This window comes from Actinoplanes sp. DH11, from assembly GCF_020873875.1.
Taxonomy (GTDB): domain Bacteria; phylum Actinomycetota; class Actinomycetes; order Mycobacteriales; family Micromonosporaceae; genus Actinoplanes.
In genome coordinates, this window is record NZ_JAHWGU010000031.1 from 52,679 (window position 1) to 77,027 (window position 24,349).

Consider the following 24,349-nt stretch of genomic DNA (forward strand, 5'->3'; position numbering starts at 1 on the left):
TAGCCGATTATCGATGAAGAAGGATTCGCGTCGTATCGGCTGTTTCATGGGCATGCTGAATGCCCGGCGCGGGCCGGGTTCCTCCGTGCTGCTGGTCGGGGCGTGAGTTTCGCCGGTCAGCCGGTGGGCCGGGGTAACGCGGCGAGTTTGGTGAATGCGCTGGTCAGAGCATCGGTCCAAGGCCAGTTCGCGGCGATCGCGAGACGGGTCCGGCGGGCGGTGCGGGTGATCCGGGCCGCGACGTGCAGCAGCCGGTACCGCAGTTTCTTCGGTTCCGCGGTGGCCATGTCGCCGTCCAGAAGCAGGTTCCGGGTCCAGGCGAGTAGGTCGATGCCGGTCAGCGCGAGTTGGAGCCAGGCCTGGTTGATCGCGAACACGCGGGACGGGAACCGGCCGAAGCCGGTGTTCTTGCCGGTCCGGATGCGGTCCTCGACGCGGGCGTGGGCCCGGTGCCGGGCCTCCAGGAACTGGATGCTGCCGTTGCCGGGCGGGGTGTCGGTGGCCACGACCTGGTGCCGCCAGCCTTCGATGGTGTCGAACAAGCTCAGTTGGGCGCCGGGGTGTGGGCGTTCCCGGCGGACCAGGAACCGGGTTCCTTCTGGCCAGCCGGCCGCATCGAACAGACCCGTGATCTCGCAGACTTCGGCATGTTCGCGCAGGTCACCGCCGGTGTCGACGGCGGGAATCCAGCCGGTCACAGCCCGGATCGCCGCCCGGACCGGTTCGGTGATCGCGGTGCCGACACTGAATCGGATGTCCAGGTGCTGCTCGCGCAGGGACCGGATGCGGGCGAGAAACCCGTGGCTGGAGCCGGCCGAATCGGCGCGGAGCAGGATCGGGGTGCCGTGCCGGACCGCGTCGGGGATCTGGGCGAGGGCCTGGTCGAGGACGGTGATGTGATCGGCGGTGGTGTTCGACCCGGCCCGGCCTTCGCGTAGCAGGCCGGCGAGGGCTTCACCGGTGTTGTCCAGGAAGCACAGCAGCGGATGGAAACCGAACGTCTTCTTCCAGGTGCGGGTGGCCGATTCCTTGTCGGAGTGGCAGATCACGATGGTCGCGTCGATGTCCAAGACCAGGCCGTCGACCGCCTGGCCGGCGACGATCGGCTGTGGCAGGTCGCCGCGGGTGTCGGCGTGCTGGGCCCAGGCGATCTCCCTGGCCGTGCGCAGTTCGGCCAGCATCGTGGCGTCGAGCTGCGACAACAGCCGCCACGCGGTCGGGTCCGACGCGACGGGCCCGAACAAGGCCGCCTGGTCACGCAGCACCGCCAGATCGGCGATGGTCTCGCCGCCATCGGCGAGCATCACGGCGAGATCGACCGCGATCCGGCCCGGGTCGTGCCCGCGCTGCCGCCGCCGCAACCCCGCCAATGCCTGACTGAACGCGCTGGTCAAACCAGTCGTGTCAGCGAGATCGGCGAGCAGTCGGGCACCGGCGTGACCGACCACGCCCCGCCCGTCTCCGGTCACCATGATCTTCGGACGTGTTGCGGTAGGCTTCACCCAGCAAGTGCCTTCCGTGACAGGAAATCTGGACCCTCAGCAAGTCCTATTTTCCCTGATCAGAAGGCACTTCTGCGTTTCCGGTCCACTCCTTGGACAACCCGTAACGAAGGGCCGAGGCTAGCGCGTCGAAGTTATGGAAATCGATGAGAATTGGAGCGCGCTGATGTGGCGAGCAGGTCGAAAATAGGTGAGTTTACCCTGGACGAACGGCGCATACTGGGTCTCCTCGGATCACGATTTGCCCATCATGTATAGCCATGCGTTCGGTGGTCTAAACCTCATGGACTGCTGGCCGGAATCTCCGGTTGCCGCTATCGACCGCGATACGTGCGGAAATGATTAGTGGAACATAGGAATGCCGGGGGGTTTAACGTCGCGTTGCAGATGACGACTTTGTTGTCGGCAACGCTGCGATCTGAGTGGCAACCGCTACCCCGCTTGTGGTGAGGGCTAGCAAGACCGATGTTACGGCTATCCAGTTGGGAGTGGGTTCCCACTCGGCCCGGGGCCTCCCTCCGAGCACGGAGAAGGCGACCGAGCAGGAAATCCCGTAGAGCAATGCGCAATAGGCGGCGGCGTGCACCTGCATCCTTTTGTGCGGCCTTAGCCACCGCAGCACCGATGCGGCTATCAGCAGGCCAAGCACGCAGCCTGTGATAAGCCAGGTGGTCATCGTCAGCCAATCCGGCATGCCGTCGTCTGGATAGAGATCCCGTAAGTAATAGACGGTGGTCGTCTGTAGGTGCAGCAAGATTACTATTGCAATCAGGTGGGAAGTCGCAAGCACGATAGAAAGAGGCTCCCGCTGTCCAGGGCGGACGTTGTAGACGACCCATGCCAACCCCCCGAAGATTCCAAGACTCCCCGCGCCCAGCAGCCCGGCCGCGATCATGGTTTCCGTCCAGGCGCGGTTGCAGACCTGCTCTCCGGAGATGACCGAAAAGAGGAAGCTGTCGAGCAGCAGTATGAAGAAGGAAGGAATCATGAGGACGTAGGGGTACGAATCGTTCGTATTGGGACGAGGCCGTCCCAGAAGAAAGACAACGCCCGTGAACAAAAAGCCGGCGATTACCGCAGCCAGCTGGGAATGCGATTGGCCGACCTCGACAGGGTTCCAGTCGACCCGACTGCTGCAATCGTCCACTCAGAACACCTCCCCGGCCGCTTCGGGCGACCTCAAGCTGCGGGTGCTGTTGGCGCCTAAGTGTTATGGCTTGGGCGCAGTCGTCGTCATCGCCCGATCGGGTCGCGCGTACGCCAAACACACCTGTATAAGCCTTCGCCGCGTGCGCCGAGTGGCGACCGATAGGACCTCGTGTGCCGGATACGTACTAGACCCTCCCTGTCACGCTGATGCGAGACAGCCCGTCTACCAGGGGATACTCTTTCTGGACGGTCTTGAGGAGAGCACATCAGCATGTCGTCGAAGCCCCATGAGAGTCTGGATCCGGACGCCGGCCCCAGCGGCGGACATTCACCGCAGAGTTCAAGGCGCGGATCCTGGACGAGTACGAGTCGGCGCCGGATGCGGCGGCTCGCGGGGCGATCCTGCGCCGGGAACGGCTCTACGGGTCACACCTCCTCGACTGGCGCAAGGCCCGAGACGCGGGAGCCGCAGCCGGCCTGACGGACCGCCTGGCCCAAGTGCCGGGCTCGTGTCACGTGTCGAGTGGGCGGTCGAAGCAACTGCCGAAGTCGGTGCTGGCCGGTATCCGCTTGGGCCGCGGCTCCATTGCCGCTGCCCGTTGGTCGAGCACAGGCAGGATTTGCCGGACCGTGCACTCGGTGATCGGCATGATCGAACGCACTCAACTCGGCAAGGTCGGATGTCGGCGGGTTACGTCCCTGAGGCCATGAAGGCGGCGAGGATGTAGTTGGGGTGGCGGTCGAGGTTCTTGCGGGCGCGGTCGTAGCGGATGGTGGTGCGTGGGTCGGCGTGGCGGGCGGCGATCTAGACGTCGCGGAGGCTGACGCCGGCGTCGAGCATGGTGGTGACGAAGGTGTGCCGCAGCATGTGCGGGTGCATCTTCGGGATCCGCAACTCGGCGGTCTCGGCCAAGTGCTTGAGCCGACGGGTCGCTGCGTGCCGGTCCATGCGCCCTCTACGAGCGTTGCGCAGGATAGGACCGTCGTCCCGGCCCTCGACGGCGCGGTCGATGGCCCGAGCCACCGCCGGAGGCAGAGGGACGAGTACGACCTTGCCGCCTTTGCCGCGGACCTTGAGCACGCGGTGGCCGTGTTCCTGGCCGAGGTCAGCGATGTTGGCACCGCACGCTTCGAAGATCCGCAGGCCGAGTAGGCCCAGCATCGCGACCAGCGCGAAGTCGTTGATGTTGGCCGACAGTCGGGCAGCGGTGATCATCGCCTCGAACTGGAGATGGCTGAGGCCCAGCGTAGGCGACTCAGGCGGTACCAGCGGCCGGCGGACGTAGTCGGCTGGTGAATGCGGGAGGATCTGGTCGATGACGCACACCCGGTAGAAGCCGATCACCACTGACAGCCGCCGGGACACCGTCGAGGGCTGGTAGCAGCGGACATCTTGTAGCCAGCGCACGTAGCGCTCGATGTCCACCCGTGCTGCTTGCAGCGGGTCCAATCGCTGGTCAGCCGACCAGCGCAGGAAGACCTTAAGGTCGGAGTCGGTGTGCATCCGCGACTGACCGCGGTACCGGCCGAGGTACGCGGCGGCCGCGGCCGCCAGGAGCCATGGGTCGGAAGTGGTCCGGCTGGGCCGGAGTGCTGTCGAGGTAGTCATACCGCTCGCTTCGACCGGCTGGCGCTGGCTCTGATAGTCCGGGGCGTGATGCGAGACGCCTACCCTGTTCAGATGCCGGGCAGCGGTGCACCTTCGTGAGGTTCTCCCGGAGCGATGACCGCTGCCCGGCACCTCGCCGTCTCCTACGGCCATCGCACTCGCGGCGGCAGACCAGTACGTTCATGCGACCAAATCCATAGCCGATGATGAACACTCACGCGCACGGCGATTCAGGATGCGGCAGCCAACCCGGAGCACTGGCTTGACCTGATTGGCGCCGAGGGTTCGTGGGGAGTGGTTACGGAGCCTCGCGGCCGATGAGCATGCCATTCATGGTGACGGCGCCCGAGTCGCGGGATATTTCGCGAGTTCCGCCGAACGCTGCCATGGTGATGTGGAAGCTCGCCGGTTGAGGCAGTTCCTCGCTGGCAAGTCGCCACGGTGCTGCGGGGTCGGTGTCGGGCACGGCTGCGACCAGGACAGCAACGCCGTCGCGTTGGACATCGCAATCCTCGTGCTGCGCGGCATAGCGCAGATAGCGAAGGTTGGCAGGCCCCGACGGGACCGGCGCCGGCGGGAACGCGGGCGAGGTGTTGCGCCACTGCTGGGCGAGATCCGCGAACGCTTGTTCGCGAGCAGGCCTTCGCTTCGCGCTCGCTGCGAGGATGGCGCTGCCGGCGTCTGCCGCGACGCGGCACATCTGTTGCACCGGAATGGTGGCGGCCAAAGCAGGGTGGTAGCCGACCATCCGGATCCGCTGCATCAGTTCCGTCATCGCCCGGGCAGCGGCCCGCTGCTGCGCGGTCAACGACCAGGTCGGCCCCGCCGGGCGCCGGTTCGAGCGTCCCTGTGGTGCCACCGCGTCAGCGGCGCGGCCTGCCGACGATTCGTGCCACACCGGGTCGTCGGGCCACACCGACGCCTCCGTGGCGCGCACCGTTCCCTGCTGTCCGATTGTGATGGCGACTCCGGCGTCCCCGGCCGTGAGGCTGACGCCGTGCCCGTCGCAGGCGTCGAACCGTAGATCGGTGACGCCGATGAAGGTGAAACGCAGCGGTGCAGCAGGCCAGGGCTGCCGGGACCCGTCTCGTGCCACACGTCCGGCGCTGGGCACGAACCGCCGTGGAGCGGCAACGGTCACCTCGACTCGTAGACCCGCTTCACCAGGCCGAACCGTGATCTGGCGAACGCTGGCGTCCGCCAGATCGTAGTCGGTGGCGAGACCAGCGATGATCTCCGTCGTCACCGAAAAGGAACCCGGGCGGACACGTGCCTGATAGTCGCGGTACACCGAGCGCACTGCTGCGGCCGGCGGCAGTCGACGGTCAAGAGCCGGATCCAGGTCGACCATCAGCGCCCGGCGGGCAGCTCCGAGGTCGGCCATCCACCGCAGCCCGGTACGTGCCCGCCGCCCCCGCAACAACCACGGTTCACATGCAACGCTTACCAGCGGAAACGTATTGTTGTCCCAGATGTCAGCGAGAGCGCCGACGCGGACGGCATCGAAGTTGCGAGGTTCAGCGACCGCAGCGGCGATCTCCTGAACGGATCGGTCGAGCAGCCCAGCGAAAGTGTCCAGCGGCGCACGCACGCACGAAGTATGCCGCCTCCGTCACAGCGGGAGCGACCCGCCAGCTATGCGGTAGCAGCGGCACAAGAGCGCACGGCTGTCTGCCCGGATCTCGGCAGTTGAGGACGGTGGGCTCGGCATTCTCAATGTATGAGTTCTACGCGACGGACTCCGACCCGCGAAGAGGTCGAAGCATGGTTCACCGGGCTGATTGATGGCACCCGTACTCGCGACCAGGCTGATCGATGGGCTGCCCGATGGTTCATCGATCCGCATGCAGCTCCCGTCGAAGACGGCGTTGTTGAGTGGGCGCTCGACCTTCTCCACGGCATCGACCTGCTGGCGGGCCCCGATGGACGCTTCCTGCATACGACGCCCAGCTGCGCACATGGCTGAAGTAATTCCAACGTCGCAGTTCCGCGGAGTGACCGCGCGAACGGCGGCATGTGAGTGCGCTGTTCGCTCGGTAGGAAACGGTCCTGCCGTACGGAGGTCATGCTTTCCTCGGCTGTTTGGGCGCCGGGTCTGGGCTGTCATAATCCGCGGCATGGAGGTCCCGGATCTGGAGCGCGCTCTCCGAACGATGGCCGAGGTCCTCGAACCGCTGGTGGACCTCGACTGGTCGGTCGCAGCCGGCACTCTTGACTGGACATGCCGGGAGACGCTTGCCCACATCGGCCATGAGCTGCTCGCCTACGGGGCTCAAGTGGCCGGCCGGGCACAGGATGCGTACCTGCCTCTGGATTTGGTGATCCGCGACGACGCCTCGGTGTCGGAGGTCTTGGCGGTCGTCGACGCATGCGGTGAGCTGTTTGTCGCGGCGCTGCGGACCGCAGCGACGGACAGACGGGCCTGGCACTTCGGGCCGTACGACCTCAGTGGTTTCACAGCGCTCGGCGTCGCTGAGGTCGTACTCCACACCCACGACATCACGCAAGGCCTGAACGTGAGCTGGTGGATACCCGCGAAGTTCAGCACACGCGTTCTGGCTCGGCTGGCGCCAGACGCAACCACCCAGCAGCGGCAGGAGACCGCAAAGCAACAGCATTCCACACACGTCCTGCTCCGGCACACCGGACGCCGCGGTGATGTGGGCCCGTGGCGGTGGCACGTCACGCAGGATGAGCACCAATTGGGTACGGAAGACGCCAGGGTCGGCGGTGCTCATCACGACCACTCGGAAGCGGACTCAAACGCCCGCGAAAGTCTTGCCGTAGCGCACCAGCCGACGGATTGGCTACACCAGTACACCTCGCTGAAGAACGTGATCGCGGCAGTCGGAGATGTTCTCTACACCTGCCCCTGTTGCGGCCACACCACGTTGTCGGAGCGAGGAAGCTACGAGATTTGCGATGAGTGCGGGTGGGAGGACGACGGCCAGGACAATCACGACAGTGCATCTGTCAGGGGCGGACCGAACGGCGGTTTGAGCCTCGATGAGGCGCGAGTTGAGTACATCCGGAAAGGCCGCGGCCGGACGCTGCGGCCGCATTCTCCGCCCCTCGAACCCAGGTGACACCGTATCGCAGCCACACTACGCGACTACCTATCATCGGCACGACAAGACGCCGGTCCGTCATAGCCGACCACCGGTCGTGACGGCGGCCGGCCCGAGCGCGCACAGCGGCAGATCAGTACGTTGGACGGTTCGTTCGGTCACCCGTTTCGCGGCCGGCGAAGTTTGGTGCGACTCCAGGCAGCTTGGCCGCTCAGTAGTGCGACGGCCGCGGCTTGGTCACTTTGGGCAGCGGCTGCAATCGCTGCGACACGATCGGCTAACTCGTGCGCCCACCCGCTGTTATCGCACCGCGCCGTGCGCTCTGCTGCCTCTGCTGCGGCAAGCGCTTCCGCGAAGTCACCCAGTAGCAGACGGGAGTAGAACCGCCGCTCATGGAAGCGGCAGTTAAGCCCGTTACTCGTCAAAGCATGGACGTCGGCCGCAACCGCATACGTAGGAAGGTTCCCGAACCTGGCGAAGAACGGAACGGCTTCGGCACTGATGGCTTCGGCGACCTCCGCCATCACATGCTCGGCCAGTGCCAAGTCCTCCGGCAGATCCCGAAACTTCCCAAGTTGGGTGGCCCGCTTGTCCACGAGAGGTCAGCGATCAAGTACTCAGCGGGCCCGCACAGAAGCTGGATGCCCGCTGACATCTGAAAACTCCGGGACCCCGGCCGCGTCTGCATCACCACGTAACAGAGCAACCAGTCAATCGGCTGCTGGTAAAGCAGGGCATTGCTGCTTGTGTCAGCCCTCCGGACGCTTACCTGCTCTTGGTTCGCCTCACACGTCGCGCGCCTGATCGGGGGGAGATCCGGCCGGCGTTGCGCGAGCGCTCCTGCCCGTGCAACGCCGGCCGGGCTTCCTACTGTGCTGTCCGGTCTGCCAGGTAGTAGTTGACGAGAGGAAGTCCGGTGAACCCGACCGCTTCGTAGAGCGCGCGTGCGGGTGCGTGCCCGGGGTCGCCGCCGGTTGTCACGTTGATGAGGTTCAGCCCTTGCTCGCGCAGCCGTCGAACGGCGAACTCCATCAGGGCTCGGCCGTGACCGCGACGCTGATGCTCCGGGTGCACGGCGATCATCTCGATGACGCCCAGTGACTCCTCCCGGTCCTGCCGGAGGACGACGAAACCGGCTGCGGCACCGTCGGCCGTGGTCAGGACGAAGGGTTCAGCGCCGTCCGCGAAACAGTACTTCCGGACGCTGTCGGCCTGGGCCGCCCGCCAGTCGGGGCGGTACAGCAGGTCGAAGATGGCGGATCCGAGGATCTTCTCGAACGAGACGAAGACCGGCTCCCACGCGAGGAGGGACAGGTCGACGACTGCTTCCAGGTCGGCAGGCGTGAGCGGCCGGATCTGGTGCGATGGCTCGGTGGGGTGAGACTGCTGGGGCATGCGAATGCTCCGTTTCCATGACGACGAAGCCGATACGTGACACGTATGGGCCTGGGACGCAGGAAGCGGCGGAGCAACGTGGTGCAGGATGCTCGCCGCTCAGGAGCGGCGGGTGCGTCCCGCAGCGGCGCAGCAGCATAGGAAAGTCATGAGGCGCACCCTAATACAGCACTTGGGCCGTTCGCGAACCGATTTTCCTCTCGAAGGTAGGGTTGACGCGTGACGGCGGCGCTCGGCTGGCTCAAACAGGCCCTGCACGATCTCTACGAACAGGACCGGCAGCTGTTCGAGCTGGGCGTGGGGGAGACCGCGCTGTGTTTCCGGCTGGGTCACCACCTCGCGAACCGCGTGGATGGCCCGTGGGACGTCGACGCGGAGTACGACCGCGAGGGCACGGCCGCACACCTCAAGACGCGGAACCCGGCGTACGGCACGCACATGCGCCCCGACCTGGTCATCCATCGCAGGGGGCGGGGCGGGCGCACCAACAACCTGCTCTTTCTCGAGGTGAAACGTCTCCGCGGGGACTCCCTCGACGACGGGGACGTCGACAAGGCGGCCGTCGCCGTCGTGCGCCACCACTACCAACTCGGTGTGGCGCTGGCCTTGAGCCGCGAGGACGGTTTCGCGCCGTCCTGGTGGGTTTGGGTGCCCGACCCGCGAGGCGTCGCGGTGCCGCTCCATGAGGGATCCGCGGTGTTCGGCCCGTCGGAGCTGTTCGGGATCATCTCCGGTGGGCATCCGGCCGCCGGGCTCGCCGACGCGGTGCTCGGCGTCATCGGCTCCGCGACCGTCTCGCTGATCCTGCACGGTTCCTTCGCCACCGGCGACTTCCGCTCCGGCCGCAGCGACGTCGACCTGCTCACCGTGGTCGACCGCCCGCTCACCGACGCCGAGGCCGCCGCGCTGGAAGGTCTGGTCCGGGACGCGGAAATCGGCACGGCCACCGGCGTCGACCTGCACGTCGTCACCACCGAGGCGGTCGCCGCACCGAGCCCCGCGCCGCCGGTGGAGCTGCATGTCGGCCGCTACGACCGCACGTCGAGGGGCCGCACGTCGAGCGGCCGCACGTCGACCCGCGTGGAAGTCGCGCGCCGCGTCGCCGGCGAGCCCGACCTGCCGGCCGAGCTTTCCGCGGCGCGGGCGAACGGGCGTACGCTGCATGGCCTCTCGCCGGGAGAGGTCATCGCCCCCGTGCCCGGCGGCTGGGTGGTGGCGCGGGGCCGGCACTGGCTCACCACCTGGCTGTCGCTGACCGACGACGCCGAGCATGGCGCTTTCATGGTCCTCACCGCGTGCCGCATCTGGCGGTTCGCGGCCGAGGGCGTGCACTGCTCCAAGGCGGAGGCGGCCGCGTGGGCACTCGAGCAGGACCCGTCGCTGACCGCCGTCCGGCAGGCACGCGAGCAGTACGCGGGGCGGCGCGCCTCGATGGAGGCCGCGGGGATCGCGGACGTACTGCGGACCGTCCTCGACCACACCTGACCCATCCGGCCGTCCTTACCTAAAATGGCCGCATGCGGCAGGCGCTGAAAGATCTGACCCTCTCCGAGAACTCCGAGTGGTTCGGCCTGGGCCCGCTGGCGCTCGCCGTTCTGGCCGGCATCCGAGCTTTCGTGGCCGACGAGCCCTTCGCCCGCTGGGCGTGGACCGCCATCGCCGTTGTCATGCTGGTCCTCTGCGCCGGCTACGTCATCTGGACGCAGAAGAGGCGATCGGCCGACGGATCGCAGCGATGAGATGCCGTTTCGGCCTGTTCGCGTACCGCTGGGCCTGGTGAGCTGAGCGCCGGCGCGGGTGGGGTATGCGGGACGTGAGGGGCCGGACGCGGAGGCGAACGGGCCGCCGGCCGGGGCCGAGTTGACCGGCGACCCGCCCGGTCATCGCAGAGGTCCGCCGTTGACCAGGTAGTGCAGGTCGCACAGCAGCTCCGAGACGACCACCGGATCGAGGGCGGCGAAGTTCTCCGCCCCGGTAAGCCGTGCGTCGCGGAAGGTCTGTGTGGGCTGGTCGTAGGCGTCGTTGATCGAGATACCCGGGTCGAGAGGGAAGTCCAGCCATCCAGGACCCGGCAGGTCACACTCCATGGTGTTCTGGATCCCGGCGTCCATCGGCGCGCTTCGCCCCCACCACCCGCGACGTTCCAGTTTCAGCAACCGGTCGACCGGGACGTTGACGTCGATGAACTCGGGCAGCTTTCGTTGTGCGGCCTGTTCCGCGGTCAGCCGCCGCACCGGCCGGTGGAGCTGCGGGAACGGCTGAAGGATCTCGTAGTCGGTGAACAGCGCCGTCCACGCGGAAAGGTCGGCCTCCAGGTCCACGGGATGGGCGACGCCGACCGCCACGTCGTCGTCCACGGTGAACACCTTGTCGTCGACGTCTGCCGCGCTGCCGTCCTCGGCCACCCGGAACCTCGTGCCCACCGCACCGTCCGCGCGGTAAGTCACCCACACCACACGCCGTGCCAGGTGCCCCATCAACGGATGCCCGACCAACAGCCGCCGGAACTCCGCACCGGTCCACCGCCGCCGGACCACCATCGCCTCCTCCAGCCGGCTGACCTGATCCGCCGCCACCGAACGCAGGTCCTTCTTCAACGCGGAGAACCGCTTGTACGCCGCCGTCGCGAGCTCCTCGTCGTCGTTGGCACCCGGTTTGGGCAGCGCCTTGCGCCTCGTGCCGTCCTCATCCATCACGAACGGCGTGAGCTGCTCGTCCAGACCCACCAGGAAACGACGCGGACCATAGTCGAGTGTGAGAGTGTTCTGATCGCCCAGCCCGAAGTCGGGAACGAGCCGATCGGCCAGCTGGTCGGAGGTCAATCCCAGCTCCGCGGCGACTGCCCGGACCCGGCTGTCCGCGCCGTCCTTGAGCGCCTCGAACTTCACCGTCCGCGAGATGCCGTGGAGATGAATGAGTGCCATCTCGGAGCCGAACGCGTAGAGCGCGTCGAGCCCGATCATGGCACGCGCGTGACCGCCCGCGCCCGGCCAGGCACGCACGACCGGGCTGAGCCGGCGCACGGTCTCATCGTCACCGATCAACGCCAGCGCCTCCAGCACCCAGCTCTGCTTCGGCGGGAACCCCGCCGACTCCCAGCCCTTGAACAAGGACCAGCCGAACTCCGCCAACGCCGCCGGATCCAGCGTCTCCTGCATCTCGGCCACACCCGGGTGCGGCAGACCCAGACGAGACAACGCCAGCATCGTGCACAGATTCCGCACCGCCTCCGGCGGCAACGCATGACGGCGGTCGCGCAACAGCACCGGCGCAAGCGTTCCGGCCTCCTCGACCCATTGCGGAAGATCTGGTAGCCGGGCCGGCGCGGCCTCCACCGGGTCGGCCGACAACAACACCTCCACCGCGGCCGCCGCGCCAGCACCGTGATCAGCGGCAGCAGCCCGCACCACGTCGGCGTGACCGGCCGCCACCAGCACACGCAGCGCCTGCTCCGCCGCACGGCGCTCCGCGCCGACCGGGCCGAGCGCCGCCGGGATGAGATCACGCGCCGCCGCCTGCGGGTGCCGCCGGAGCCAGCTCACCGCGATCCAGCGCACCGACCTCAACCTGTCCAGCCAATCGGCCATCAGCGAGGCGACCTCGGCTCCCTCCGCGGGCAGCAACAGGGGCCCGTAGACGTCCAGCGAACCCCGCTGGCGGTTGCGCTGGACGACGGCCGGCACCGCGTCCACGCCGAACCGGAAGAGCAGATGGGGCAGAGTCCATCCCGGCGACCAGAAGCCCATCGGACGCCACCCGGGCAGTAACTCCAGCGCCAGCGACCGAGGCGCGTTGACGAAGAACCTCTCCTCGTCGGCGGCATGGGTCATGCGGCCCTCGCGCAGCTTCGCCGCTTCCTGCTCCCAGCGTGCGAGGCCGACGGCGTCGGGCGGTCCGGGCTCCTCGAAGTCCGGCACCAGCGCTTCGCGTTCCCCGGGCGCCCAGCGCATCCGAGGCACGTCCGGCGCCGTCAGCCCTTCCACCACGACCGGCTCGGCCACCGTCCGCGCCCGCGTCCACGGCGGCGTCGTCAACAACGGGTGCAACAACCCCGCCGGCGCCTGCGGCACCGCCGACAACGACGCCAGAATCGACTGCACCTGCCGCCGGGCGACCTCCGGCAACGACGGCAGCGCCGCACCCGCCACCTCCGGGTTCGCCGTCGCATGGCGGCGCAACAACTCGGCCGCCGGCCCCCGGTTCCCGGCCGGGTCGCCGGCCGCCGTCCCCAGCAGACGCAACGCCCGCACCGGGAATCGCTGCACAGCCTCGCTGAGCCCGGCCGCTACCAGCTTGTCGTCCGCCTGCTGCACCAACACGCCGAACGCCTCGTCGGTCGGCACCAACGCCAGACCACCGATCACCGCCCGCCGCTCAGCGGTGTACTCGTTCGGTTTGTTCAGCAACTCGATCAAGCGCGGCGTCACCGCCGCACCGACCCCGTCGAGGAGGGTGGCCAGCAAGCCGCCCCGCAGACTCAGATCTGTCGCATCGATCTTGCTGGCCAACCGGTCCCACTGCTCAGGCGTCGAGACCGCGAACCCGACCAACTCGATGCGATACAGATCGGCACCACAGTCCTCGTCGACCCACTCCGACACGGTCGGCATCAGATAGGTGGTGATCGTGCGCTGCACCGCCGGGCGGTACTCCGCAAGCGCCTGCCGAGCCTGCTCGTACTCGGCGTCGTCGGCGACGGCGAGCCGGGCCCGCACCCGCTCCGCCAGCGGCAGCCACGGATCGAAGCTCCACCGGCCACCGCGGTCCGCCGGCGTCACCCGGCGCAGGTTCTCCTGCTGGTCGGGGGACGAGTAGCCCCGCCGTCTGACGTCCAGACCGGCGGCCTCCGCGACGGCCCGCGTCGCGAACGTCAACCCGTGGGCCGCGATCCACCCGTCGGCGAGCACCGCCAACTGCCCGAACTCCCGCTGCTCACACGCATGCGTCGACGCCACCACGGCCGCCGCGGCACCGAGCGGCGTCACCCGGCTGCCGTCCAGGAACCCTTCGGCCGCGGCCACCAGTTCACCGTCACTGCGCGGTGCCGCCAGGACCTGCGCCCGCTCCGTGCTCTTGGCCTCCATGAGCGCCCCGGCCTTCGCCACCGCACCCGCAAGGCGCGGTAACGAACCACCCCCGCGACCACCACGCCGCCGTTGGACCTTGCGCATCCAGTCGGCCGGCAGCACCAGCACATCCTCGTCCCGGACCACGACCGGTCCCGCCGCCGTGCCGCCGTCCGGCGCAGCCGGCCCGGAGACCGCCGGGCCGGACACACCGGTAGCCGCGACCGGCGCCCCGGCGGCCACCTCGACATATCCCTTCTTCACCTTCTCGGCGACCAACGCCTCCACATGTGCGATCGCCGCCGCCTCGTCGGCCAATTCCTTCACCCGGATCTGACCGGCGGTGCCGACACGTCCGAACCGGACGGTCACCACGGCACCGTCCCGCGACACCCGCCAGAACTTCGCCGGCCCCGCACCCTGGTGCTCGAAACAGCGCATCCTGAACAACTCCTCGACCTTGATCAATGGCGGCGGACGACACGGTAGCCATCAGGTACGACAAGAACAGGGTGACCAACGCTGGTTCCTCCGCGACAGGTAGTGCGCATCCGAGCTGACCCGGCTTCCTGCAGCTACAACGCCGCGCACGTCTGGAAACCCGCGCTCTGATCCGGTCTGCCGGATGTCGATCATGGGCTCTGCCGGACCCGGCCGGAGTCGTTCGTCAGGCGATCAGGCGGTCGGCGGTGAGCTTGCGGGACGCGCCTGCGAGCAGGATACGCAGCCGGTCCGCGGGTAGCGGGGCGGCGCCCGGGTCAGCGGCGGGCGGCTGCGGGTCAGTGCCGGAGCGCAGGGCTTCGACGAGCTGTGTCGGGGCATCCGCGCGACGCCCCGAGCCGCGAATCAGCTTGTCAGATAGTGCAGGTCCCGCATCACCTCGGAGAACGCGACCGGGTCCAGGCCGTCGCATCCGCGTACCGCGGTGAGGGTCTTGGGCTCGTCCGGTTCCTGCCAGTGGTACCCGGGGGTGTACGCGATCTCGACCGTCTGCGGCCAGTCGCGCAGCACCGAGGTGTGGTCGTCGCCGAAGCGCCAGCCCTTCGACGTGAGCACGAACAACTTCCGCCCGTCGACCTTGGCGCCGGCGAAGGTCGCCAGATCCACCTCGCCCGGTGTCGTCACCTCGCGGCCCAGCTGCGGGAACGGCTGGATGACGGCGTAGTCGGCGAACACCTCCGCCCAGGCGGCCCGGTCGTCCCCGAGACGACACGGGTGCGGCACGGCGACGGTGGCGGCCTCGTCGAGCTGCCAGGCCTTGTCGTGCAGGTCGGCGAACGTACGGTCCTCGGCAACCCGGAAACAGGTCGTGCCGTGCTCGCCGGACGCCTCCCACAGCAGCCGGTGGGTGAGCTGCCACATCACCGGGTGATCCAGGAACAGGGCGCGGAACTCGGCCGCACTCCACCGGCGCCCGGTGACCATGGCGTCCTCGACGGCCCGGATCCGGTCGCCGCCGACCTGCTTGAGCTCCTTCTTCAGGCCGGCGAACCGCGCGTACGCCGCCGGCGCCAGCGCCGGATCGTCGGCGGCGGCCGGCTTCGGGAGCCGGGACAACCGGCGGCCGTCCCCGGCCGTGATCCACGGGCGCAGCTGCTCGTCGAGACCCACGGTGAACCGGCGTGGCCCGTAGTCCAGGACCGTCCGGCCATCGGCGTCGAGACCCAGGTCCGGCACGATCCGGTCGGCGAGTTGCTCGGGGCTCAGGCCGCGGGTGGCGGCGGTGCCGGCGAGCAGCCGGGTGGCGTGCTCGCGCAGGCCGGTGGTCGCCGCCCGTCGGCTGAGCCGATGCAGCTGGGTCAGCGCGACGTCGGTGCCGATGGCGGCGAGCACGTCCATTGCCGCGCGGATCCGGGCGCTGGCGGACGACCATTGCGGCAGGACCGCCACCAGGTCGGCGACGGTGGTGTCGTCACCGAGCGCGGCGATGGCCGCCAGCGCGATACCGCTCTTCGGCGGGTACTCGGCGGCGCGGCAATGCTCGAGGACGGCCCAGGCGAAAGCGCCCAGCTGTCGTGGTTCGCCGATCTCCCGGACGGTGGCGAGCTCCGGTCGCGGCTCGGTGATCGTGGAGAGGGCGAGCAGCACACACAGCCGGTGGACCGCCTCCGGGGCGAGTGCCTCGCCGGTGTCGCGGACGGTGACCTCGGGAAGCTTGGCGGGGATCAGCCATTCGGGCAGGTCCGGTTCCCGCGGCAGCACGCCGGCCAGGACCGGCGGCACCACGCCCGCCGGGCCGGGGGACGGCAGCCCGGCGATCGCCTGGACGCGGGCCCGGCCGGCATCGTCGAGGGCCGCCAGCGACTGCGGGTACGCGAGGACGTGGTCGCGCAGCAACTCGATGACGGTGGGCTCGGTGGCCCTGGCCAGCAGCGCCCGCAGCGCCAGGCCGGGATCGCGTTTGGCCGCCGCCAGCAACGCCGGCCGGAAGTACTGGCGCCCGACCCGGTCCACCACCAGCCCGAACGCCTCCTCGGAGGGGGTCGCGGCCAGCGCGGTGACGGCCCGTTTCACGTTGTCCGCGCCGTCGATGGGACGACGGTAGTCCTGCTGGTCCAGCATCGCCGCCCACCCGGCGCCGAGTCCGGCGCCGCCGTTCGCGAGGACCTCCTCGGCCCGGGTGCGGGCCGGCTCGGCCAGGTGCGGGACCCAGCGGGGCTCGGTGAGCACCATTGCGCCGAACAGGTCACGCGACACCGGGTCGTCGCGTTCGGCGAGGACACGCAGGACCCGCAGCGGGTAGCGGGTCAGCACGCCCGACTTGAGCAGGTTCCCCGGCCGCCACGGCTTGTGGTCCAGGTGGTCGCGGATCAGGATCCGCATCGCGTCGTCGCTCGGTGTGCCGGCGACGAACCGGGCCGCATCGGTGCCGAGCCGGGCCGGCTGGTTCCGGGTGTCCCGGTCGTGCAGGTAGAGCAGCTTCAGATAGAACTCGTCGGCCAGGAACGGGACTGCGGCCGGTCCCACGCCGTCCAGCACCGTGACGGCGTCGCCGGGCTCCTCGTAGCCGAGCATCGTCCGGCTGATCGCCCCGCGCAGGTGCTCGAGGTGCTCGGTGCGGCTCGCGGCCAGCAACAGGATCCCCGACATCACGCGCTGGTCGGCCTGGATCCACTCGTCGCGGCCGGGCTCGGTGTGCCAGCCCGCCGCCGCCGCGCAGTCCTCGTCCACCCAGTCCTGCCGGGTCGGCATCAGGTAGGAGGTCAGGATCCGGCCGGTTGGAAAGGTGCGGTGACCGGCCAGCACGGCCTCCGCCTCCGCGTGGTCCCGGTCCGGCGCGACCGCGAGGTGGCGCCGGACCGCGCGGGCCACCGCGTACGTGGCGCCGAGGTCGTCGCCGCGCCAGCTCTGCTCGTAGGTGCTGCCTTCCGGGGCGCGGCTCCAGAGCGCGCCGGTGTGGCAGATCTGGTTCGCCGCCATGACGGCCCGGACCGCGAACAGCAGCCCGGACCGGGCCACCCACGCGTCCACCAGCGTCTGCGCGTCGGCGGGTACGTTGCGATAGACGATGAGCAGCGCCGCCACCGCTGCGGCGACCGGGTCGTCGTCAGGTGTCCGCAGGTGCCGCTCGCCGGCGGCGACCAGTGCCGTGTCGAAGACGGCGTTGCGGTCCAGCACGCGCGCGCGGTGATTGGTGATGTACTCCGTCCCGAGGCGGTCCCGAAGGCGCTGCTCGGCGTCTGCCGGATCGGCGATCACCGGCCGCCATCGGCCACCTCGTCGCGGATGGATCCGGGCCGGCCAATCCTTCGGCATGTGCCAGGTGTCCTCGTCCGGTACCACGAACCTGCGCATGAGCCCTCCTCGTCGACAGTCCGCGGGGACGGTAGTACACCGGTATGACACCGGCCGTCCACACCGGACGGACCCCGTTCGGCCTGGACGCCGGGCCGGGTGACAGGACGCAGGCCCTGTCACCGGCCTCAGTTTCGTTCTGCCGCAGCCGGCGGGATCGGCAGGCTCAGCAGTCGACGGTCTTCGAGAAGGCGACGACGCCCCACGTGCCGTCGTTCTCCTTCACCCGCAGGATGCCCTTGTTCTTCTCGACCGCGAACCCGCAGTACAGCTTGTTGGTCTTGAGGTGCACGAGGCCCGGCTCGGCGCGCAGGGTCAGCGTCTGGGTGCCGCTGCTCCACTGCCGCGAGCCGTCGGTCTCCCAGCCCCATTGAGTGGTGATCGTGATCCGGGAGCCGTGGTTGTTGCCGAAGTAGTACATGGCGTTGTAGTTGCCGTCTGCGGTCTTCTGGGCGCAGACCTGGTAATGAATGCTGGTCCGGGCGGTCTTCTTCAGGCCGCAGTTGGGGGCTGCCGACGCGGGGGAGGCCACCGCGAGGGGTGCCGCGACGATGCCGGCGCCGATCACGAGCGCCGCCGTGCGCCGCAGGAGGGAGGAAACGATCATTGCGGCATCATTGCCGGATGTTGATCGTTCTGTCCAGGTCCGAGAAGCAGGCATAACCCCACAGACCCGGCGTCTCACGCGACGAAGTGCACCTTCGGGAAGGCGCGGCTGGGGCCTTCCAGCAGGCGCTGCGGCCGGTGGCGCAGGTGCTGGTCGAAGAAGGCCAGCGGGTACGCCTGCTGGATGCGCACCGCCTCGGCCGGGAGCAGGGTGCCGATCCAGCGGGCGAGTTCGTCGTCGTCCGTACCCATGATCTTCGCGAGTTGGGGGATCAGCCACTGCTGGTCGCAGTACCCGCCGTGGGGTGCGCCGTCGGTGTGCAGCTGGAGCCGCCAGCCGTGCAAGAGCTGCCAGAACTCGCCGACGTTGGATTCCTCGGCACCCGGGGTGAACGTCGCGGTCATCAGCATGAACGGGCGGTCGAGGCGGGCGACGGGTGGTTCGGACTGCATCTGGCCGTCGAGGCTGAGCCCGGCACGCACCCGGCGGTCGGCGTTCATCACCAGGGCCGTCGCGGTCGCGCCTTTCGACCAGCCGAACATGCCGATGCGGCGCGGGTCGACGGCGGCGCCCAGGCCGGCCGGCAGTGGGCGGGACCCGGCGTCGGGGTTGCGGCCGGCGGCGAGGTCCTCGATGCGGTCGAGAACGAACCGGACGTCGCGGGCGTGATCCCAGGGTGTGACCGGCACGTCGTCGGCGGGGACGGTGGTGCGACCGTCGGGGAATTCGCTGAACGAGTCGTACGGATGGTCCACGGTGACCACGACGTAGCCGTGGCTGGCGAGTTCCTGGACCACGATTGTCGTCTCGGCGCGGTGGCCGTTGGAGCCGTGCGAGAACACCACCACGGGCCGCCGGCCGGCTGACCGGAGCGCGGGGGCGCCCTGGTGGCCGGCGGTGCGGGGCGCTGCCGCGGCGGCGAACCCGTTGGCGGAGAGCAGTGCTTGCGTCGGGGCGGCGGGCATCCACGGCGCGACCGGATGACGCCGGAGTGCGCCGGAGGCGGGGTACCAGACGGCGGCCATCAGTTCGCGGTGGTGGCCGGGGCCGGCGACGGCATCGGGTCGGGATCGGTCCACGAGGTGCAGTGACACGGTGCCAATCGGGTGCGGCCCGGTGGGCCGGGGCAGGGTGAGCCGGGGGAGGGTGAGCCGGGATGGGGCGGCCTGGCCGCGGCCGGCGCCGAGCGGCACGGCGACCCCGGTGGCGAGTGCGGCGGTCAAGAGATTGCGACGCGTCAATGACGTGGTCATGCCAACAGGTTTGCACGGCAAACCTAATAGCGCCAGTGCGGGACCGGATCGATCAACATACTTCGATATGTTGGCGGTGACTGTTCTTGCCCCATGGGAAGGAAGTTCACCGTGCGCAGACTGCTCACCGCAGCTCTCACGACAGCGCTGGTCCTCGCCGGCACCCCGGCCTCGGCCGCCCCCGCCCCCGGTGGCCCCGGCGTCGGCGACGACTACTACCCCGATTACGGCAACAGCGGGTACGACGTCTCCCACTACGACATCCGGTTGCGCTACACGCCGGCCACCGACCGGCTCACCGGCACCACCACGATCCTGGCGACCGCCACCCAGGACCTGAGCCGGCTCAACCTCGACTTCCTGCTCGACGTCTCGTCGGTGCGGGTCAACAACCGTCCCGCCGCGTTCACCCGGCAGGGCGAGCACGAACTCGTCGTCACGCCGGCCCGGCCGGTCGCGCACGGCGCCGCCATGACGATCGTGGTGCAGTACGCGGGCACGCCGTCCACCGAGGTCGGCGCCGGATACACCGCCTGGATCAAGACGCCGGACGGTGCCCTGGCCATCGGCGAGCCGGAGATCGCCTGGTGGTGGTACCCGAGCAACGACCACCCGTCGGACAAGGCCACCTTCGACGTCTCGGTCGCGGTCCCGGACGGCGTCGAGGCGATCAGTAACGGGTTCCAGCCGCGGCCGCCGGTCCGTGAGACGCTCGGCTACACCCGCTGGAGCTGGCGGTCCCTGAAGCCGCAGGCGACCTACCTGACGTCGCTGGTGATCGGCCAGTACGACGTCACCACGGACACCACCGAGAACGGCCAGACCGTCTACAACGCGTACTCCCAGCTGCTCGAACCGGACTTCCGGGACGCCGCGCAGGCCAGCGTGGAACGGACCGCCGAGATCACCGAGTGGAAGAGCGAGCTGTTCGGGCCGTACCCGTTCGAGGCTCAGGGTGGCGTGGTCACCCCGCCCGGCACGCTGGGTTTCGCCCTGGAGAACCAGACCCGGCCGAACTACTCGTCCGCCTTCTTCCGCCGCGGCTCCAACACCTCGGTAGTGGTCCACGAGAACGCCCACCAGTGGTTCGGTGACTCGGTGTCGGTGGACGAGTGGAAGCACATCTGGCTCAACGAGGGCTTCGCCAGCTACGCCGAGTGGCTCTGGTCGGAGAAGAACGAGGAGGGCACCGCCCAGGAGATCTTCGACTACCTGTACGCCACGTACCCCGACGACGCCGACATCTGGACCACCGCGCCGGCCGACCCGGGCACGGCGCAGCTGTTCGGTGACGCCGTCTACGACCGTGGCGCGATGACCCTGCACCAGCTGCGGGTGGCCGTCGGTGACGACGACTTCTTCGAGATCCTGCGGACGTGGGCGGCCTCGCAGAAGTACGGCAACGCGACCACCGCGGAGTTCACCGCCCTCGCCGAGAAGATCTCGGGGCAGGACCTGGACGCGCTCTTCGAGGCGTGGCTGTTCACGCCGTCCAAGCCGGCGGTGGCGCAGGCCTTCGCCGCGCGCGGCGTCCCGGTGGCGCCGAAGTCGTGGGCCACGATCAGCGCGACCCACGAGTTGCTGCACCGGCACTGATCCAGCGACAGGGACGGGTGGTCCGGCCGGACGCCGGACCACCCGTTCGGTGTCAGGCCGGGTTGACGGTCCAGGTGAAGGTGGCGGTGGTGGACCGCTGGTCGTCGTCGGTGACGGTGAGGGTCACGGGGTAGACGCCCGGCTGCTCCGGGGTGCCCCAGACGAGGCTGTCGTAGCCGTTCACGCCGGGCGGCAGGCCGGACCACGAGTAGGTGATGTCGATGCCGTCGTCGGTCACGAAGACGAAGAAGACGTCCTCTTCGCCGACCACACCGGTGCGGTCCTCCATGGGCCGCACGACAGGCGGCCCGGAGATCGCCCAGTAGACGCTTGTGACGCCGGCGTGCCCGGCGGGGTCGGTCGCGGTGACCGTGGACAGCTTCGAACCGTGTTTGGTGATGGTGCCGGAGATCAGGCCGCCGGTGCTGATGGACAGACCCTCGGGCAGGTCGGTGGCGGTGAACGTGAGCTCGTCGCCCTGCGGGTCCCGGGCCTGGATCTGCAGGCTGACCGCGTCGCCGACGAGGCGGTACTGAATGTCGGGCCTCGTCACGGCCGGTTCCTGCGGAACGGGCAGGGAGCCGTCGACGTTCACGGCCTTCCAGGCGGCGTCCACGGCGGCGAACTCGGTGCTGTCCGCCCCGTACAGGTCGGTCGCCGCCTTCAGCGTGGCCTGGCGCGCCCCGGCGAAGTTGGTGTTCGACAGCATGTAGACGGTGAGCGCCCGGTACCAGATCCGGCCGGCCTTCTCGTTGCCGATGCCGGTCACCGGTGGCGCGCCCGCGCAGGTGGGGCTGTTGCCCCAGGCGGACTCCCCGCTGCCCGCCGCCAGGGTGTAGAAGAACTTGTTGCCGACACCCGACGACTCGTGCACGTCGAGGTATCCCACCGACGGGCTCCAGCACGACGCCGACCAGAAGTCGCGGGCCGGGTCGTCCATGTACCGCAGGGTCACCCCGGTCTTCTCACCCACCAGGTAGTCGGGCCGGTCCTGCGGGTTGTCGGCGGCGAACTCGATGAGGGTGCCGAAGATGTCGCTCGTCGCCTCGTTGAGCCCGCCCGACTCGCCGTCGTAGATCAGTGCGGCGGTGGCGTCGGTGACGGCGTGCGCGTACTCGTGCCCCACGATGTCGAGTGACACGAACGGCCCGAACTGGGCGTCGCCGTCGCCGAAGCCCATGCAGTAGCAGAAGTCGTCGTAGTAGGCGTTGGCGTCGTCGTAGTGGACCTGCGCGTCCGGCACCGAGCCGTCGTCGCGGACCCCGCTGCGCCCGTGCTGCTCCTTGAAGTAGTCGTACGTCTCGGCCAGGCCGTAACTCACGTCCGCCGCGACCGTCGCCGGGTCGGCCCGGGTGCCGTCGCCCCACACGTTGTCCGCGTCCATCAGCGGTTCGCTGCCGTCGGTGCCGCGCAGGCTGAGCACCGTGGCGTCGCCGCGCGTCGGGTCGGTAAGCGTGTAGGCGCCGTCGTCGCGGCGGGTCGTGGTCAGCGGCACCTCGCCGTTGTAGAGGGTGCGCCCGGTGCCGGTCTCCGCACCGTGGACGCCCTCGAAGGTGCGCCGCACCGCGCCGCTGCGGGCGTCCACCACGACGTTGAGCTCGCGTGGCTCGTCCGCGGTGACGACCACCTGCCAGGCCAGGACCGGCGTGCCCTGGGCCGCGTCGATCACCAGATGGGCGTCGGTCTTCTGGTACGCGTCACCGAACTCCTTCACGGCCGCCGCGGTCGCCCGCTTGACGGTGATCGCAGGCTTGACACCGGTGGTGATCTTCTGGCGCTGGGCCACCGAGGCGTCGCGGAAGCTGCCGTCCGGGTTGGCGTGCACCACGTAGTCGCCGCCGAGCACCGGAAGCCCGCGATAGGTCCGGTCGAACCGCACGTGCCGTGACCCGTCCGGATCGATCACCACGTTGCGGACCTGGTACTTCTCCTCAGCGGCGGCCCGGACGGCGGCGCCGTGCCGGCCGACCGTCCCCCGGGCGTCCCCGGCCGCCTGCGCCCGGGTGGGCCGGGGCCGGTCGGCGCCGGATGGTTGCGCGGGCACGGCTGTCGCCGGTCGCGCGCCGGATGGTGATGGTTCCGCGGGCGCGGCTGTCGCCGGTCGCGCCCCGGCCGTCAGTAGGCCCGCCGCCAGCGCGAGCGCTGTCGCGCCGGCAGTCAGCGGTCGCCGTCCGGCGCGCAGCAAAGTGAAACGCACGTCGTTCTCCCCGTGGTCGAAATCGCCCGGGGACCATATCGCACGTGATCGATGAGCTCAGTCCCGTGAGCCCGCCGGCGGCCAGCTTCACACGACCCCGAAAGGGGTGATCAACCGGTTCAGCGCCGGGGCCGGCCGCCAGACGGTTACGCTCAGTGTTCACATCGTGAGTCGTCCGACGTGGCGGCCGCAGGCCCGTGGGCACCCTTGATCGCCGGCTGTGGCAGGGCCTAGCCTGGCGCAGCACTCGTTGCCGCGTCGGCGTCCACCGGTCGGTCGAACTCCGGGTGACGGCGTTGCGTTTTCCCGCCCGGAGGCGTTCGCCGGGTGAGGCGGTGTGCCGGCGGAAGGCGAGGCAGTCATGAGCAAGCGGGGCCGTGTGGTCGTCGCCCTCGACCATGCCCCTCTGGGGCTCCTGCCAGGACTGGAACGGGTGTCACACACGATCGGCACGCTGGTCTCGGTCCAGCCGGACGCGATGATCCTCAACTTCGGTCTGCTGAAGCGCTTCGGGGCGAGCCTCGCCGCGGCCGGTGTCGCGCCGATCCTGCGCGTCGACGGCAACCGAACGTACCTCGCGGGGGACTGGACCGCCTCGGACGAGTGGGAGATGTTCTACTCCGCCGAGTCGGCGGCGAACGTCGGCGCCTCCGGGGTGATCGTCAACCTCCTGCTCGGGTTCCCCGCCGAGCTGGCCAGTCTCAAGGTGCTGGCGTCGGCGGCCTCGGCGGCGCAGCAGACCGGCCTCGAGTTGTACGTCTCGAGCATCGCGGCCGACCCGGGCACCGGCTCCGCCGACGAGCTGCGCGACCGGCAGGCCTTCGCGGCCCGGATGGCCTTCGAGATGGGCGCGGACGTGGTCAACGTGTACGGGGCCGGCGACCCCACCGTGATCGAGCACGTGGCACCGTGGTGCGACGCCGACCTGCTGGCGCAGGGTGCCCCGTCGGGGCCGAGCGCCGGGGCGGCGGCCAACTGGGCGGAGAAGTCCGTGGCCGCGGGGGCGGCCGGGGTGTGCGTGGGACAGTCGGTGTGGGGTGACAAGGATCCGCGGGGCCAGCTCGCCGCGATCTGCGATGCGGTCCGGGCGACGGCACGTTCGACGGTCTGAC

17 protein-coding genes are annotated in these 24,349 nt (G+C 69.3%); 6 read left to right on the forward strand and 11 right to left on the reverse strand.

All coding sequences use genetic code 11. From position 1 onward, the window contains the following. Positions 1 to 116: 116 nt before the first annotated feature. The 4 genes from LPA41_RS33680 to LPA41_RS33700 all read right to left on the reverse strand — a co-directional run bounded on the left by LPA41_RS33680 (position 117) and on the right by LPA41_RS33700 (position 5,851). On the reverse strand, positions 117 to 1,502 hold the full coding sequence (locus LPA41_RS33680) for an IS1380 family transposase (RefSeq protein ID WP_308036656.1): 1,386 nt from the start codon (positions 1,500 to 1,502) through the stop codon (positions 117 to 119). Positions 1,503 to 1,872: 370 nt separating this feature from the next. Beyond that, positions 1,873 to 2,649: a hypothetical protein gene (locus LPA41_RS33685; protein ID WP_229075170.1), complete on the reverse strand. Its 777-nt coding sequence runs from the start codon at positions 2,647 to 2,649 to the stop codon at positions 1,873 to 1,875. An 807-nt stretch (positions 2,650 to 3,456) separates the two neighbouring features. Next, entirely contained in the window at positions 3,457 to 4,155 is a 699-nt protein-coding gene (locus tag LPA41_RS33695) for a tyrosine-type recombinase/integrase (protein WP_229075171.1), read from the reverse strand. 403 nt (positions 4,156 to 4,558) lie between these two features. Beyond that, on the reverse strand, positions 4,559 to 5,851 hold the full coding sequence (locus LPA41_RS33700; RefSeq protein WP_229075172.1) for a hypothetical protein: 1,293 nt from the start codon (positions 5,849 to 5,851) through the stop codon (positions 4,559 to 4,561). A 129-nt stretch (positions 5,852 to 5,980) separates the two neighbouring features. Here LPA41_RS33700 and LPA41_RS33705 point away from each other — a divergent pair, with 129 nt between their 5' ends. Continuing rightward, on the forward strand, positions 5,981 to 6,226 hold the full coding sequence (locus LPA41_RS33705; protein WP_229075173.1) for a hypothetical protein: 246 nt from the start codon (positions 5,981 to 5,983) through the stop codon (positions 6,224 to 6,226). 151 nt (positions 6,227 to 6,377) lie between these two features. After that, on the forward strand, positions 6,378 to 7,346 hold the full coding sequence (locus tag LPA41_RS33710) for a CPCC family cysteine-rich protein (RefSeq protein ID WP_229075174.1): 969 nt from the start codon (positions 6,378 to 6,380) through the stop codon (positions 7,344 to 7,346). A 140-nt stretch (positions 7,347 to 7,486) separates the two neighbouring features. On the opposite strand, the gene LPA41_RS33715 is transcribed toward LPA41_RS33710, so the two are convergent. Both LPA41_RS33715 and LPA41_RS33720 read right to left on the reverse strand, forming a co-directional pair. After that, entirely contained in the window at positions 7,487 to 7,924 is a 438-nt protein-coding gene (locus tag LPA41_RS33715) for a hypothetical protein (RefSeq protein WP_229075175.1), read from the reverse strand. Between the two features lie 271 nt (positions 7,925 to 8,195). Next, the gene (locus tag LPA41_RS33720) at positions 8,196 to 8,723 is read right to left on the reverse strand and encodes a GNAT family N-acetyltransferase (RefSeq protein ID WP_229075176.1); all 528 of its coding nucleotides are present in this window, start codon (positions 8,721 to 8,723) and stop codon (positions 8,196 to 8,198) included. A gap of 219 nt (positions 8,724 to 8,942) precedes the next feature. On the opposite strand from LPA41_RS33720, the gene LPA41_RS33725 reads away from it, so the two are divergent. Beyond that, positions 8,943 to 10,208, forward strand: a complete 1,266-nt coding sequence (locus LPA41_RS33725; protein WP_229075177.1) for an aminoglycoside adenylyltransferase domain-containing protein — start codon at positions 8,943 to 8,945, stop codon at positions 10,206 to 10,208. Positions 10,209 to 10,240: 32 nt separating this feature from the next. Then, the gene (locus LPA41_RS33730; protein ID WP_229075178.1) at positions 10,241 to 10,462 is read left to right on the forward strand and encodes a hypothetical protein; all 222 of its coding nucleotides are present in this window, start codon (positions 10,241 to 10,243) and stop codon (positions 10,460 to 10,462) included. Positions 10,463 to 10,603: 141 nt separating this feature from the next. Here the strand turns inward: LPA41_RS33730 and LPA41_RS33735 are convergent, their stop codons facing one another. The 4 genes from LPA41_RS33735 to LPA41_RS33750 all read right to left on the reverse strand — a co-directional run bounded on the left by LPA41_RS33735 (position 10,604) and on the right by LPA41_RS33750 (position 19,444). Next, a complete protein-coding gene (locus LPA41_RS33735) occupies positions 10,604 to 14,230 on the reverse strand; it encodes a DUF4132 domain-containing protein (protein ID WP_229075179.1) in 3,627 nt (1,208 codons plus the stop codon). A gap of 405 nt (positions 14,231 to 14,635) precedes the next feature. Then, positions 14,636 to 17,584: a DUF4132 domain-containing protein gene (locus LPA41_RS33740; RefSeq protein WP_229075180.1), complete on the reverse strand. Its 2,949-nt coding sequence runs from the start codon at positions 17,582 to 17,584 to the stop codon at positions 14,636 to 14,638. Positions 17,585 to 17,750: 166 nt separating this feature from the next. Beyond that, positions 17,751 to 18,191: a hypothetical protein gene (locus tag LPA41_RS33745; protein ID WP_229075181.1), complete on the reverse strand. Its 441-nt coding sequence runs from the start codon at positions 18,189 to 18,191 to the stop codon at positions 17,751 to 17,753. A 74-nt stretch (positions 18,192 to 18,265) separates the two neighbouring features. Next, positions 18,266 to 19,444, reverse strand: coding sequence for an acetylhydrolase (locus LPA41_RS33750; protein WP_229075182.1), 1,179 nt, complete (start codon positions 19,442 to 19,444; stop codon positions 18,266 to 18,268). A 111-nt stretch (positions 19,445 to 19,555) separates the two neighbouring features. Here LPA41_RS33750 and LPA41_RS33755 point away from each other — a divergent pair, with 111 nt between their 5' ends. Beyond that, complete coding sequence (locus LPA41_RS33755) at positions 19,556 to 21,040, forward strand: M1 family metallopeptidase (RefSeq protein WP_374238239.1); 1,485 nt, start codon at positions 19,556 to 19,558, stop codon at positions 21,038 to 21,040. Positions 21,041 to 21,092: 52 nt separating this feature from the next. Here the strand turns inward: LPA41_RS33755 and LPA41_RS33760 are convergent, their stop codons facing one another. Next, positions 21,093 to 23,084 carry a M4 family metallopeptidase gene (locus LPA41_RS33760; protein WP_229075184.1) on the reverse strand — a complete coding sequence of 664 codons (1,992 nt, stop codon included), beginning with the start codon at positions 23,082 to 23,084 and terminating at the stop codon, positions 21,093 to 21,095. A gap of 514 nt (positions 23,085 to 23,598) precedes the next feature. Between LPA41_RS33760 and LPA41_RS33765 the strand changes: the two genes are divergently transcribed. Continuing rightward, on the forward strand, positions 23,599 to 24,348 hold the full coding sequence (locus LPA41_RS33765) for a hypothetical protein (protein WP_229075185.1): 750 nt from the start codon (positions 23,599 to 23,601) through the stop codon (positions 24,346 to 24,348). Position 24,349 lies beyond the last annotated feature (1 nt).

What these genes read in the sequence shown, in the direction of transcription:
- LPA41_RS33765 (WP_229075185.1), top strand. Translation starts at nt 23,599, where the DNA reads ATGAGCAAGCGGGGCCGTGTGGTCGTCGCCCTCGACCATGCCCCTCTG.
- LPA41_RS33710 (WP_229075174.1), top strand. Translation starts at nt 6,378, where the DNA reads ATGGAGGTCCCGGATCTGGAGCGCGCTCTCCGAACGATGGCCGAGGTC.
- LPA41_RS33730 (WP_229075178.1), top strand. Translation starts at nt 10,241, where the DNA reads ATGCGGCAGGCGCTGAAAGATCTGACCCTCTCCGAGAACTCCGAGTGG.
- LPA41_RS33740 (WP_229075180.1), bottom strand. Translation starts at nt 17,584, where the DNA reads ATGCGCAGGTTCGTGGTACCGGACGAGGACACCTGGCACATGCCGAAG.
- LPA41_RS33695 (WP_229075171.1), bottom strand. Translation starts at nt 4,155, where the DNA reads ATGCACACCGACTCCGACCTTAAGGTCTTCCTGCGCTGGTCGGCTGAC.
- LPA41_RS33720 (WP_229075176.1), bottom strand. Translation starts at nt 8,723, where the DNA reads ATGCCCCAGCAGTCTCACCCCACCGAGCCATCGCACCAGATCCGGCCG.
- LPA41_RS33735 (WP_229075179.1), bottom strand. Translation starts at nt 14,230, where the DNA reads ATGCGCTGTTTCGAGCACCAGGGTGCGGGGCCGGCGAAGTTCTGGCGG.
- LPA41_RS33705 (WP_229075173.1), top strand. Translation starts at nt 5,981, where the DNA reads ATGAGTTCTACGCGACGGACTCCGACCCGCGAAGAGGTCGAAGCATGG.
- LPA41_RS33745 (WP_229075181.1), bottom strand. Translation starts at nt 18,191, where the DNA reads ATGATCGTTTCCTCCCTCCTGCGGCGCACGGCGGCGCTCGTGATCGGC.
- LPA41_RS33750 (WP_229075182.1), bottom strand. Translation starts at nt 19,444, where the DNA reads ATGACCACGTCATTGACGCGTCGCAATCTCTTGACCGCCGCACTCGCC.